The 12,766-nt window shown below is 59.7% G+C and carries 13 protein-coding genes and 3 pseudogenes; 9 read left to right on the top strand and 7 right to left on the bottom strand.

Annotation, left to right across the window (positions count from 1 at the left end; translation table 11 throughout):
• Window positions 1–127: 127 nt before the first annotated feature.
• Both NKH42_RS13150 and NKH42_RS13145 read left to right on the top strand, forming a co-directional pair.
• On the top strand, window positions 128–331 hold the full coding sequence (locus tag NKH42_RS13150; RefSeq protein ID WP_502905747.1) for a helix-turn-helix domain-containing protein: 204 nt from the start codon (window positions 128–130) through the stop codon (window positions 329–331).
• Window positions 332–693: 362 nt separating this feature from the next.
• Complete coding sequence (locus NKH42_RS13145) at window positions 694–936, top strand: ArdC-like ssDNA-binding domain-containing protein (protein ID WP_502905743.1); 243 nt, start codon at window positions 694–696, stop codon at window positions 934–936.
• Between the two features lie 330 nt (window positions 937–1,266).
• On the opposite strand, the gene NKH42_RS13140 is transcribed toward NKH42_RS13145, so the two are convergent.
• From NKH42_RS13140 to NKH42_RS13125, 5 genes are all read right to left on the bottom strand, one after another.
• Window positions 1,267–1,962, bottom strand: coding sequence for an OmpW/AlkL family protein (locus tag NKH42_RS13140; protein ID WP_352706678.1), 696 nt, complete (start codon window positions 1,960–1,962; stop codon window positions 1,267–1,269).
• Window positions 1,963–2,136: 174 nt separating this feature from the next.
• Entirely contained in the window at window positions 2,137–4,227 is a 2,091-nt protein-coding gene (locus NKH42_RS13135) for a prolyl oligopeptidase family serine peptidase (protein ID WP_352706676.1), read from the bottom strand.
• Window positions 4,228–5,560: 1,333 nt separating this feature from the next.
• Window positions 5,561–5,893, bottom strand: coding sequence for a type II toxin-antitoxin system YhaV family toxin (locus tag NKH42_RS13130; RefSeq protein WP_502906418.1), 333 nt, complete (start codon window positions 5,891–5,893; stop codon window positions 5,561–5,563).
• Window positions 5,871–6,071 carry a hypothetical protein gene (locus NKH42_RS31240; protein WP_502906417.1) on the bottom strand — a complete coding sequence of 67 codons (201 nt, stop codon included), beginning with the start codon at window positions 6,069–6,071 and terminating at the stop codon, window positions 5,871–5,873. The genes NKH42_RS13130 and NKH42_RS31240 overlap by 23 nt, the downstream gene beginning before the upstream one ends.
• Window positions 6,068–6,391 (bottom strand): type II toxin-antitoxin system PrlF family antitoxin, encoded by a 324-nt coding sequence (locus tag NKH42_RS13125; protein WP_352706672.1) that lies wholly within the window; start codon window positions 6,389–6,391, stop codon window positions 6,068–6,070. The genes NKH42_RS31240 and NKH42_RS13125 overlap by 4 nt, the downstream gene beginning before the upstream one ends.
• Before the next feature lie 173 nt (window positions 6,392–6,564).
• Here NKH42_RS13125 and NKH42_RS13120 point away from each other — a divergent pair, with 173 nt between their 5' ends.
• On the top strand, window positions 6,565–6,717 hold the full coding sequence (locus NKH42_RS13120) for a DNA -binding domain-containing protein (protein WP_352706670.1): 153 nt from the start codon (window positions 6,565–6,567) through the stop codon (window positions 6,715–6,717).
• A gap of 580 nt (window positions 6,718–7,297) precedes the next feature.
• Here the strand turns inward: NKH42_RS13120 and NKH42_RS13115 are convergent.
• Window positions 7,298–7,606, bottom strand: a pseudogene (locus NKH42_RS13115) (IS110 family transposase); the annotation flags it as partial.
• 858 nt (window positions 7,607–8,464) lie between these two features.
• On the opposite strand from NKH42_RS13115, the gene NKH42_RS13110 reads away from it, so the two are divergent.
• The 3 genes and pseudogenes from NKH42_RS13110 to NKH42_RS31235 all read left to right on the top strand — a co-directional run.
• A complete protein-coding gene (locus NKH42_RS13110) occupies window positions 8,465–8,911 on the top strand; it encodes a hypothetical protein (RefSeq protein ID WP_352706668.1) in 447 nt (148 codons plus the stop codon).
• A 176-nt stretch (window positions 8,912–9,087) separates the two neighbouring features.
• Window positions 9,088–9,213 (top strand): annotated as a pseudogene (locus NKH42_RS13105) (IS3-like element ISMamg1 family transposase); the annotation flags it as partial.
• Between the two features lie 824 nt (window positions 9,214–10,037).
• A pseudogene (locus NKH42_RS31235) lies at window positions 10,038–10,155 on the top strand (ATP-binding cassette domain-containing protein); the annotation flags it as partial.
• A 22-nt stretch (window positions 10,156–10,177) separates the two neighbouring features.
• Here the strand turns inward: NKH42_RS31235 and NKH42_RS13100 are convergent.
• On the bottom strand, window positions 10,178–10,480 hold the full coding sequence (locus NKH42_RS13100) for a histidine phosphatase family protein (protein ID WP_352706666.1): 303 nt from the start codon (window positions 10,478–10,480) through the stop codon (window positions 10,178–10,180).
• Here NKH42_RS13100 and NKH42_RS13095 point away from each other — a divergent pair.
• From NKH42_RS13095 to NKH42_RS13085, 3 genes are all read left to right on the top strand, one after another.
• Window positions 10,455–10,835 carry a histidine phosphatase family protein gene (locus NKH42_RS13095; protein WP_502905746.1) on the top strand — a complete coding sequence of 127 codons (381 nt, stop codon included), beginning with the start codon at window positions 10,455–10,457 and terminating at the stop codon, window positions 10,833–10,835. The genes NKH42_RS13100 and NKH42_RS13095 overlap by 26 nt on opposite strands.
• A 7-nt stretch (window positions 10,836–10,842) precedes the next feature.
• Window positions 10,843–11,034: a hypothetical protein gene (locus NKH42_RS13090; RefSeq protein WP_352706663.1), complete on the top strand. Its 192-nt coding sequence runs from the start codon at window positions 10,843–10,845 to the stop codon at window positions 11,032–11,034.
• A 203-nt stretch (window positions 11,035–11,237) separates the two neighbouring features.
• Window positions 11,238–12,542, top strand: a complete 1,305-nt coding sequence (locus NKH42_RS13085) for a lysine N(6)-hydroxylase/L-ornithine N(5)-oxygenase family protein (RefSeq protein WP_352706660.1) — start codon at window positions 11,238–11,240, stop codon at window positions 12,540–12,542.
• Window positions 12,543–12,766 lie beyond the last annotated feature (224 nt).

Raw genomic sequence — 12,766 nt, 5'->3', positions numbered from 1 at the left:
TTTTTGTAGAGAATCCTCCGTGGTGAAATCCTCGACAATAGGGTGGCTTCTCGTGCATGGAAATCCGAGAGGTCTTTGCCCGCAATCTGCGTAGGCATGGCCAAAAAAGAAATTGTCGTAAGAAGCGCTGGCCCATGAGGCTGGCGTCGACCGAGCATATGTCAGCGCACTTGAGCGGTCGGTCTATGGCGCCAGCATTGATACGGTGGCAAAACTCGCCAGAGTGCTCGGAATCGAGCCGGCCGATTTACTCGATAAATCTGGAAGCAGCGACGAAATCGCGGTTGATGAGACTCGACCAGAAGGTTTTCCAGGCATTTCATGCTGCTGACAGGAACGCCCGCGCGCCTTTGGCGCGCACCAGGTGCTCGTGAACCGAGCCCGCTTTTCTTCGGCAAGTTCAGGCGGTCTCGGCCATTCCTTGGCGTGGGCACTCCTTCGGGCTGTGACGGCCGCCGCCCTTGCGGGCGGCGCGGTTTGTCTGTTGGCCTTTCCCGGTGGCGCGGGGTGGGCGGCACCCCCTTCTAGGCCCGCCGCGGCTTCCCGCAACCCTTCGCTTGCGCTCAGGGTCCTCCTCTTCGTTCCGGTCCTTCGGATGCGGTCCGCCTCCCACGGCGGGCCTTTCCGGTCGCGACTCGCCGCCCACCCCACTGCCGGGGAAAGGCGCGGCGATTGGTGAGCGGAGGATAAGACATGCGTGCAAACAGCAAGCGTTGTGCCAGCACAGAGGCTGGCGCAGGCAAGGGCGGGCGCCCGGCGCCAGCCTTTTATCAGGAGATCACCGACCGCTTCATTGCCGAACTGGAGCGCGGCACCGTGCCATGGGTCAAGCCATGGGGCAGGGCAAAGGCAGGCCTTTGCCTGCCGAGGAATGCTTCCGGGGCGCCAGCCACCGCTCCTGCAGCAAAAGGACAGCAGCTGTCGCAGCATGGCTGAACAAGGCATCTTGTCGGCGTCGAGGAGCTCCGTGCTCGCCTTACGCAGGCGCATAGCTCTGACATGACGTCCGGGAGACTGATGCCGGGCATTCCATCAACAATACCCAACAGCCATCCTGATCCGAAGGGCATCTAAGCACGTCCATTTCAGGCGTTAGTCGAGGCCGCATTGACCAGGGGTACCCTTCTTGGTCCGCTGGAGGAGGGCGGCCGCCTGTCGACAACGGCTTCTTCAAGTGTCGCCCGTGCAGGGACGACCGTAAAAAAGGGCGTGCGAGGCGCCCTTCATTTCCGATCGGCTATCAGCAGCCGCCTTCAGCTTTCGTTGTTAGAAGCGGTAGGTCACACCTGCGCCTATTAACCAGGGATCGAGCTCCGCCTTTCCCGTCAGCTTCGCGCCGTCGACCGTGACGTCGAAGTCTGGCTTGAGGAAAAGCTTCTTCACGTCGAAGTTGACGCCCCAGTGCTGATCCACCATGTAGTCGAATCCCACCTGCAGCGCGGTGCCGAACGTATTCTTAACCTTGAGAGCATCGGCACTGCCGGCACCTTGGTTATAGAAGATCGTGTAGTTCACGCCGGCGCCTACATAGGGCTTGAACGCGCCGAAATCGGTAAAATGATACTGCAATGTGAGCGTGGGCGGCAGCAGCCAAACCTTGCCGATATTGCCCAGCGCGCCGATCGCTCCTTGGCCCTCGATGTTGGCATAGGTGGTGCCGAGTATGAGCTCGGCGGCGATGTTGTCCGTGAAGAAATAGGAGATATCGAGTTCCGGGATCACAGTGTTCGAGTAGGAAAGACCGGAGCCTGACACTGCATTGACGTAGCCCGAATCCTCGGTGATGACCCCCAACCCACGCAGGCGGAGTTGCCAAGGACTTGGCTCTTGCGTGACCGAGGCTCCTGCCTGCGGGACGCTCGCGGCTTGCGCAAGGTCCGCCGCGACGGCCTGCTGTCCCATCACGATGAGGACAACGGCCGCTGTTACTCCCCGCGCCGCGCGCATTTGGTTTCTCGCCATGATATTCTCTCCTTGCTCTTCAGAAAATGTGGACCGAACTACGAAAAATCTTGATTGGCGGAGCGCTCATGCGCAATTTGCGTGGGAACGCGCACACATTATTCGCGCCGTGCTCGCGACCATTGACCTGTACCCACTGATTGAAACGTTGCTCTTTGTCTGGGTCCCGCTGACCTATCGAACGCCATCGGCTTGCCAGCCGATCGCACTGCGAAGGAAATTGGTGCCCAAGGCAATGAATGCGGCCCGCTCCCGATTGTTCTTGCCGTAGCCGTGCCCGCCCGCGCCGGGCTCATAGAAGTAAGCGGGATAGCCAAGAGCCTGCAGCTTTGCGGCCATCTTACGCGCGTGGCCCGGGTGGAGGCGGTCGTCCCGCTTCGTGGTGGCAAGCAGGATCGGCGGATAGGGCTGTCCCGGCGTCGCGACGTGATAAGCGGAGATTTCCTTTAGGAAAATCCATTCCTCCGGCTTGTCGGGATCGCCATATTCGTCAATCCAGCTCGCGCCCGCCAAAAGCTTGGTGTAGCGGCGCATGTCGACAAGCGGCATTTTGCAGAACAGCGCGCCGAAACGCTCAGGATAGCGGGTAAGCATGTTGGCGATCAGAAGGCCGCCATTTGAGCCGCCCTCGGCGGCAATCCGCCTCGGCAGCGTAATGCCCCTTCGCACGAGGTCGGCGGCAACGGCGGCGAAATCGTCATGGGCGAGACGCTTGCCCTCCCTGCGCCCGGCCTCGTGCCAACGGGTGCCGAACTCTCCGCCGCCCCGGATGTTCGCCACCACGCACGTGCCGCCGCGTTCGAGCCACAGCTTGCCGAGCGAGGAGTTGTAGTGGGGCAGGAGCGATATGCCGTACCCGCCGTAGGCGGTGAGGTGAACCGGGGCATCCCCGTTCCCGTTCGCCGGACCGACCTGCGTGTAGGGGATCATCTCCCCACCGGTCGAGACTGCCTCGTGGCGCGTGACCACCAGCCCGGATGCGTCGAAATTCTCCGGGTTGCGCTTCAGGATTACTGGAGCGCCGAGAGGCGCCGCGGCATTGAGGTCTAATAGGAGAAGCTTCCGCGGCTTGATCGGGTTCTGAGCCGAAACGAGGACCTCTCCGTTGGTCTCGAGATGTTCCGCATCGAGCGACCGAAGGTGAACAGTCCCTTCGGCGGGCACGGTGTCCAGCACTCGGCGCGTCCATTCCTCGCGGTCGGGGGTGAACATGTCGAAACGCGGAACGAGGTAGACGAGGTAGGAGATAATGAGCTTCCCGTTATTCCAGAAGAATGACTGCAGGGAGCGCCTGTCGCCTGGTTCAAAGAGGGTGGCAAAACTGCGCTCGCCGGCGATGAAGGAGGAAAGCGAGATACCGATCAGCGCGTCCGCGGCATGGGTCGTCCCTCCCACTGTCCACGGCTTGCCCGGCTTTACCGCCAGCCAGTTGCCGAAGCCGCTCCACGAGGCGTCCCGAGGAAGGTCGATCCGCATCTTCGGCCCGCTCCTGTCGCCAATTCGGCCGATCTTCTCAAAGAAGGTCGCCTGCTCAATGAACCAAAGGCGCTCGCTCTCGGCGGTGCGGTCCAGATGGCAGGACACGCCGAGGGATTCGGGACCGGTCTCGAAGATTACCGGCGCGGTGAGCGGATCCGCGCCACGTTTCCACAGCCGCACGGTGCGCGCGTAGCCGCAGCGGGTGGCCATGCCATCACCAAGCGCACTGGAAAGCAGAAGCGTGTCAGGATCGAGCCAATTTACCCCGCCCTTGGTCTCCGCGAGGTTGAAACCGTCGGCGACGAAGCTAACACACTCCAGATCGAATTCGCGATGCACGACCGCCTCGCTGCCGCCGCGCGAGAAGCGTAGAACGGCTCTTTCCCGTCTCTCTGGCTCGATCGACGCGCCCCCCCAGACCCAGTCCTCTCCGTCGCTAGCGGCGAGGGCGTCCACATCGAGCAGGAGCTCCCACTGGGGATCCGCCTTCATGTAGGCGGCAAAGGTGGTTCGGCGCCACAGTCCGCGCGGGTTGCGGGCATCTTGCCAGAAATTGTAGAGGTAGTGACCGTGGCGGGTGATCAAGGGAATCTTGTCAGGACGGTCGAAGATCGCTGTCAGGGCCGCGCGGTCCCGCTCGAATTGCGTTCCACCGAAGTGCTCCAGTGTCCTGGCCGACTGGCTGGCGGTCCAGTCAAGTGCCCGTTCGCCTTCTATATCTTCAAGCCAAAGATAAGGATCATCGTCGGGAGCATTCAGCGTTGGGCGGAAATCGAATGCGGTCATGTCCGTGCAACCTGAAGAATGAAAGCGCAAAGGCTTCCGTCCGCTCGGGAAAGCTCATTGTTTGCGGCGGCGAGCGCATGCTCGGCGAGCGTGATCATAGGATGAGTTCTTCTCAGTTGGTGCGACGCGGCAGTGCGTTTGCGCATAGGACTGCATGTGTCGTGCCAACCAGGAAAATCGTTTCAGAACAATGCGACCACTCTGATGGCGCTGTGTCTTATGTCCGGCATCGTCTTAGATCCGACAATGACTGCAACCGTAAGCGCCTGATCGATCTCGTGTGCGAGCTCGCAGCAAACTTGCATAACTCAAGCAGTGAAGCTCACACCGAAGTTGGTTTGGATATGCCGGTCTTCCTCACCGCAGCGGTCATGAACCTCAGGCGGTTGGGCGCCCACTCTCCTGTTCGATTTCGGCGGTATCGGCTCAGCCTGTTACCTTTGATCCGCCGCGGCGGGCCTGAGAATCCAAACCGACGCCGGCAATGCAGGCGCTATCGCGAAACTCGCGTGAAAACCCGGCTTCTTCAACGCCCTCCTGCAGGCTGAACTCGCGCCGTCAACGCTGAGGTCGGCAGACTCGCATCTCTCGGGCATTATGTTTGCGCATGATTGCCTGACCCCATCCTCGGGATCCACATGGGCCAGTGTCTGGAGGCCACTGAGGCCAGCGAGCAAGCGCGGGCAGTGTTTTGCGTACTGGTAAGTGGTGCGAGTTCTGCCTCCTAAGTCTTCACGCGACGTCGGGGGCGGGCAGGGCTCAATCCAACGGAAGGCATCCAGGAGCGGTAAGGGTGTTTGAGGTTTCGCGCGTCAGCAGAGGGTTTTCCAAGAACGACACGCAGTTTGGCACCTGCTGTGCGTGAGGATCCCGAGCCCGATCATCAGTGTTGCCGCTATGACCTTTGCCGTTGAGCGGCCCTCCAGCGTTTTCCGGGCGCGGAACGCTACGAACAAGGTCTTCAGGTCCTCGCAACCTGTTTTGCTATTTCCGATTGCCGCAAAACTCTCCTGCCAGCGCTGACGCTGTGGTGAATTGGTGTGCGTGCTGGAATGGGGCAGTGCGGGGCAAATCTGGCCTCGGAAATCGGCTGCATCCCAGGTTCAAGCGGCGCACAGCCGCGCTCCATCTCCATACTGGCCGCAGAGAAAGCTCGGCGTGAGCATCACTAGACAAGCCATTGCGCGTCTGGCCGGTTCGTTTTTCGGTTCACTGATGAGTCACCTGCAACTGCACAGGCTGCTATCTATAGCGTGAAGGTTCGTCTCCAATGGCGGGGAATTCCAGAACTGGCGGATTCGTGCAGTAGGCTTCGGTTGGTCTGAAGCCCTGCCTAGCCCTCAGTTGCCGCTTTGACTGCCGCCTCGAACCGTTCTGCCGCTGCCTTTGCCGTTTTTAACAGCACTCTGAAATCGTCGGGAGGATTGCCGCTATCCAGCATGCTTTTGAAGGTCGCGTAAGCATCTGTCTTGCTCCCGTAGGCACGCAAGCTGTCATTGTCGTTTACCCACGCGAGCACGATGATCTTGCTGGTGCTATCGAACCGGAAAAACAGACGATACTGCTGAAAAAACTTCGCACGGAACCAGTGCTTGCGGTCGCTGCCGAGCGTATCACCCTGCCGAAATTGCGCCCCCGCCGGGTCAGCCGGGATATCCTTGGTCACGAGTCTGGGCCAGCTGCTTCGTGCAGTTCTTCTTCCGGTAGTTGACGGGGTCGCGCGCCTTGCGGGCCTCAACCTCCTCGATCAGACATTCAAGCTGATCGAGGAAGAGCGGCTGCGCGTAGATCGACCACCCGTTGATGACGAGGGGAGCCTTAAGTGGCCCGTCTTGCCTCGTCATTCGTCATCGGCAGACAGTGTTGCGTCGAGATCAACCTCGACATCCCCGACCAGCGCTTTTAGCCGATCATATAGCGCCCCGTCGAACGCCTTCAGCCGCTCGGGGTGAGCTTGAATATCCGCTTCGAGAAGATCGAGAAATGCCCCGAGCGCCGGATCGGCAGCCTCGTGCACCGCCTCAATATAGACCCGACCACTGGGTTCGGTATAATACCGGATTTGGTCGCCCTTCCCAAGCTGAAGTTGCTTTCGCACACCGCTTGGCACCGTCGTCTGATAGCGATCGGTGAGCTTCGAGACATCCTGAGCGAGCGCAACCATGTCAGCCTCCTGAGTCATTGGACCATCGCTCCGATAGGTAATGCAAATGCATTGCCTCGTCAAGGGCGGCTCATATCCTTAGCGCGCATTCAGCACATTGATTGGTTGCTGACCGGAGGGCCGGGCAAGGCTATTGCGACTCGGGTCGTCGTGAACCTTGCCCGGGAAAGATCTTGCAAAGTGTTCTCGCTGAAGCTCTGATCGGCCAACGGCGCGTCCACGCCGACTGGAGGGATCCGCGCGATCACCTGCGCGACCGTATCCGCCGCGCCGTCTCTCGCGGCCGTGCACTGATGAATGGCGGATACCGGCACTTCCTCGTCTGAAGAAGCTTGGTCGTCCGCAATCCTTGTGGCCAAATACGACGGTGGAGAGCGGCGTCTCGATGTCATTGAGTTTCTCGACGTAACTGCGGCGCTTGACGCCCATCCCTGCGAGATTCTGTCCAGCCTGCGGTCGTAGCGGGCGCCCGCGCGCCTGACGGCGCGCGCCGGGTGCTCGTGAACCAAGCCCGCTTTTTCTTCGACAGGCTCAGGCGGTTTCGGCCATTCGGCTTCGCCCCTGGCGCGGCTCGTCAGACGCGCGCAATTCTTCTCTGTAGCGCCTTTCCCGGCGGCGCGGGTGGGCGGCTCTCCTTCTAGGCCCGCCGCGGCAGCCCGCAACCCTTCGCGTGCCGCTCAGGGTCCTCCTCTTCGTTCCGGTCCTTCGGATGCGGTCCGCCTACCACGGCGGGCCTTTCCGGGTGGCGACTCGCCGCCCACCCCGCTCACATGGGGTTTTTTCGTCAAGGCCGTCTTCGCATATCACCTCAATGCGCGTTGTGATCCAGGGTCCGAGCCTGTCGTCATGGCGCGGTGATAACACCGGTCCAAACTCACATACGGTCGCTGCGCATCGGCAGCTGCACCTGCGTGACGTGGCGATGGATGCGGCATCGACAACATGGCTTTCGATGCCTCCACCCTCAAGAACGCGGTGGATCCAGAAGCCGTCCAAACCAGCTTCCTGGATTGTGATCACAGGCACTTCACGGCCCGTTCTGCGCCGAACCGTTGCCTTCAACTGCCCGACAAGGTCCAACAACCCGGCCGCATCGCCTGCCTTGACGGTGTGCTTTGATAACTTCTCTCCGTTGCAGGGAAGCAAGCTCGTCACCAACCAAGTCGAGCGGCTGAGCTCCAGAGACAGGAAGATGGCGCCCAGCGTCGTGTGGATCGCCTCGGCTGCACATTGGGTGTTTCATTATTCATGAATATGACCCCTGCAAGTTTTTCTTGAGCAATATGCCTGTCGAGGCGATTTGATCGCGGCTGCGGCCATCGCTTCGCGATGCGGTTTGATTATTGCCTACCCCCGCTCGCGGGGGTGGGCGACGCTCCTTTCTAGGCCCGCTGCGGCATGTCGCAATGCTCGCTCCCTCGCATCCTCCCCTTCGTTCCGGCCCATCGGGTGCGGCTTGCCTCGTTCAGCGGGCCTGGCCAGTCGCTTTCTGCCGCCCACCCCACTCACGGGGGCAGGCACGCGAGATTGGAATCGAGCGCTGCCTCAACGCCCATGGGATCTTCCGGGGAAAGCCGCGATTGGCGAGCGGAGGACAAAACGAGCAGGCAGGACAGAAGCGTACCGCCAGCGGGGAGGCAGGCAAGGGCGGGCGCTCGGGCGCCAGAAGCTCGGCGTGTGCACCAAAATCAGGCCGTTGCGCTGCTGGCCTCCTCACGGTGTTCTCTTTCTGAGAAACTGAATTCTTTGGTCCCCTGTGCATGTGCACAGGCTGTTTCGCGGACGCATTCGCCTCCAATGGCAGGGTCATTTCTGCCCGGAGGCCTTCATGATGCAGCTGAACGTACCCGATTGGTACGACGACTTTGCCGACGAACTGCACGCAATGCACCGTCTGCGGTACCGCGTTTTCGACTTGCCGCAGACAGATGACAAACCGCTCAGCGGCGGCGTAAGATCATTCATGGGTGTAGTCTCCGAAATGATTCGGATCGGCCTTAGCGACCAAATCCCAGGGCATTTCAATGGCTTGTGCTACATCCGCCACCCCCCTCATGAATTTCTCAGGCTTTCATGGACATCTTCGGTGACTTCAGTCTGTTCCCGGCACTGGCCCAGCTCTTGATAGCTAATTTTTCGTCCGAACCGTGGATGCCTTGGGTCTTTGTTGGATGCTACGCGTTGATCGCTTATTGCTTCATGCCTGACTTGCGGGAGCGATCATCTCGCAAGATTATCTTTTGGCAATTTGTGCTGCCCTTGATGTTCTCTGGCGCAATCATTAAAGGTCTACTGGATATGGGTGCCCCCAACACCCCCGTGCTCTTTGCTCTTGGCATCGCGCTCATGGGCGTTTTCTTAATGGGGAACATGATTGCCTTCATCGCACATGCAGTTCCTGTAGTCGTTACGGACGCAAACATCCGACATGCTGCAAAGACAAAGCCCTTTAGCTTCATCTTATTGCTATTAATATTATTTTGTGTGGTATGTCAGATTCTGACCCTGATTACTTCGTAAACGTCCTCTGCTGCTCCAGCAAGCCGGACGAGCAGGGCGGAGCGCGTACTTGCCAGTAGATGGCGAGCATGAATACTGATCGAAGAGCTTAACAGGCTCAGACTGAACCGCACCGGGTTTGCCGAAAGCCGTTTCTTCCAGCATGGCGTAGTAGCGTGCCTCGGCTTCGGCCGGCGGGATGGATGGAGGTATCCGACGTACGTCGCCTGAAGGCTCTGGAGGACGAGAACGCCCGGCTCAAGAAGCTCCTGGCCGAGCAGATCCTGGACAACGCGATTCTGAAGGATGTCGCCGCAAAAAAATGGTGACGCCCGATGCGAATCCGCGAGGGGAAGCAGCTTGCTGCCGCGCGCCATGCGGCGAGAGCTGCATGCTTTTTCGTCAGTTCGATGTTCTCGGCGCTCCGAAATCTCTTCGTCACCCCAGACGCGCCGCTCTCGCCACTCACATCATCGCATCCGCGCAATGGCGCGTTGGAAAGCTGTGACGGTCCTCCTGCCTCGCAGTTCGGCTGATAACGGCCTGCGAACATGCGCCGCCTCCTTCAGCACGTCGAGCAGCCCGAAATGAGGCCCGTCGGTTCGGGCAAAGGCTTGAACGGCTTATAGTTATCCGGTTATCGCCGCCACAAAAAACGAACCTTCTGCGGAATATTGGCATCGAGGAGAAACAGTTCTTGCTCCAGCTCCTTCCGGATGGAAGCATAGAAGCGGTAAATCACCGTGCATCTGTTGTCAGGTTCAGACCTGAATAGTACGCATCTCTCGCACGAATGTGACCGAGTGCATGTTCTGCAAGTTCAAGATGGCGTCGCATGGCAACACGATAGCATCGCCATGCAGAACTACCTCTCAGCCCTTGCTCTCGCTAACAAAAAGACCCGGCACCCAATCTGGAGGGATTGGGTGCCGGGTCTTCAAGGTCACATTCGATTGGGAAGGTGCAGTGACGCTTCTTGGCTACGCCCCGCATGATTAACGAGCGGTTAACTGCCGGCATATTCCTCAGCTCCTATTCCGGCGACGAGGGCGTCCAGATATTCGGGGTGACCGGGAATAACTGATAAGTCCCGGACAGTGTGTCGGTGTCGATTCAAGTGCCTGTTGCGTTCATGCTTTCATGGATGATCGAGCGCTGGCCCGGTGGCTTCCAGACCCATTTTGGGCGAGAACGGCGTACGCCTCTCCGGCGGCGAGAAGCAGCGCCTTGGGTTGGCTCGGGCTCTTTACCAGAATCCGGAGATTCACGCAGATGCGTGATGCTTCCTCACTTCGCGGGGAAGCTTAAGAAGCCGACCCCATCAATCGGTATCTTCATCCATGCCCCGATGACGAAACTAAGCGTGAAGCCATGGGTCACAATGATCTGAGTTGCGCACGGTCGATCCACAATCGCATTCACCCGAGGAAATACGCGGGTCGCTACCTCCCGGCGGGTTTCTGCGCCTTCAATCCCACAATGGTGATCTAGCCGATTGTCATCGGAGATGGGATTATAGCGAGCATCAAGCCAATCTTGCGGTTGTCCACCTGCCACGCCGTAGCTGATTTCGCGTGATGCGGAGGCCACGGCCGAACGTCTGGCGGCGTTGGTTGGTCAGAAACAGCTCGAAATCTACAGCTCCGACCTTCACCGAGCATCCCAAACGGCAGCCGCTATTGCCCGACGCTTCGGTCTGCATGCCCTCGATGGGAGAAGGCAAATCGCGATCTGTCGGGCAAGAGAAGTATCCTGGTTCAGAATCTGCCCGATTAGCTATTCGGAAAAAGGCGACATCGCCGGGCAAATTTGGCGCCGCCATGAGGCGTCCCCCTCAATGTCGGATTTCCGACAGGATCGCGAATCCGCCAACCCGTTGTTTAATAAAATTTTCCTTCTCTGGCACGGCTCATGCGCGGGATTCTGCGAACGCCATCAAAGATAGGTCGTCCATGATCATGCGCACCGAAAATGCCGTCGCCGCCGTGAAACCCGCGCTCTTGCCTGCCACCAAGCCGGCGAAAGGCCGGCGCGTCATGGTCGAGGCGGGCGACTCGGCCCGCTTCAAACACCTGATGGGCCTGGAAAGCGTCTCGCGTAACGGCGACGCGGTCATCGAGGCGGGCGGAAAGGATATACATTGATGCCCCCAACCCACGTCGCCGGCATGACCCGTCGATTGTCACCGCGCTGGAATGCTCGGGTCTACATTCGACAACCCGCAGGACAATTCTCGCAAATCCGGTCGGCACCGGGGATCGAAACGTCCGCGAGGGGGCCCCAATGGCTATGGCCGATATTCGCCGCTAACAAGCCGCCTAGTGGGAAGACTCTATAGGAGGAAGCAGTGGACTTATCTTGCGTTGGGATCGGTGCTGGCCCGTCCAATTTGAGCCTTGCGTGTCAGATACACGAGCAAGTTGGGCAAGGGGCACTGTTCCTGGATCGGCAGGTCGACTTCCGCTGGCATCCAGGCATCGCTTTCGATTCCTCAGAGCTCCAGGTGAGCCACTTCAAGGATTTGGTCACGCTGGTGAATCCGCGATCAGCCTACACTTTCGTAAACTACCTGTACGAGAACGGGCGTCTGTACCACTTCCTGAACGCACAGTTCGAGGCTGTGTTCAGAGCTGAGTTTGAGCAGTACCTGAACTGGGCCTTCCACAGGAACCCACTTGTCCGTGGCGGCGAGACGGTGCGCGAAATCCGCTTTGACGGCGCGTTTCGGGTGCGGACCGATAACGCGGTTCTCGGCGCCAGAAACGTCGTGGTTGGCATTGGTAAGCAGGCGCAAATCCCGCCTCAGTTTCAGGGCTGGACTGGACGCAACCTGTTCCACTCATCTGTTTTATTGCACGTCCATCCTGAGGTGCGGAGAAAGCATGTCTGCGTGGTTGGCGGAGGCCAGTCGGGAGCCGAGGTGATGTTGCACCTTGTCGGCCTGCCGAAAGAACGGCGGCCTGCCTCGATCACTTGGGTCTCGCAGCGTGAGAACTACCTGCCTCTCGACGACAGCCCGTTCACAAACGAGTTGTTCATGCCCTGCTTTTCGGATCGTTTCGCGGCGATGAGCGAGTCGCAGCGTAAGCTGCTCCTGCGGCGTTTCGTGCTTGCCTCGGACGGCATTTCGGAAAGCACGTTGCGCGCGATCTATCAGGCGCTGTACCGCCACGCATTTTTCGAGCCAAACCGATCCGACATCACACTGCGGCCGGGCTGCACCGTCTCGCACTGCATCAACGCCGGCGCGGGTCACAGGCTAACCCTGCAGCACGGCATGGTCGAGGTCGAAGAAGTCACGGCTGACATCGTCATCCTGGCCACCGGTTACGAGAACGCGGTGCCAGACTTCTTGGCACCCATCGCGCACCGGCTGGAGCAGATCGACAATGAATTAGCTATTCGCGAGGATTTTTCGGTGAGCTGGGATGGACCGCATGACAGACGCATCTTCGTACAAAACGCGAGCCTCGGGCAGCGCGGCCTGGCCGATCCGAACCTAAGCCTGCTGGCCTGGCGCGCGCGCCGCATCCTCGATAGCCTTCTTGGGCGCGCGCCATGCGCGAACCCCGAGCATCCTGGCTTCATCAGCCATACCTCGATCGAGAGCTGGCCCGACCCCGCAGCCGAAGAAATGGGCAGCGGGATATGACTCGTAGACTTTTGATCATCGGCGGTGGCATCCTAGGAATGATGTCCGCCTCCGCTGCGGCGAAGGCCGGAGGCTTCTCCGAAATCATCGTGACTGAACAAGCCCTTGGACCAAGCGGCGCATCGCATTATTCTGGGGGCGTGCATTTCCCCTACGGTTGTCAAGACCGTACCAGGTCGCTCACTCGAAAGAGCGCCGTGGTCTTGGCGGCCATGGCTGGGTCG

Source organism: Mesorhizobium sp. M1142, assembly GCF_040318565.1.
In the GTDB taxonomy this organism is placed as follows: domain Bacteria; phylum Pseudomonadota; class Alphaproteobacteria; order Rhizobiales; family Rhizobiaceae; genus Mesorhizobium.
Note: the sequence above shows the minus strand (reverse complement) of the source record. Positions and strands in the feature narration are given on the sequence as shown.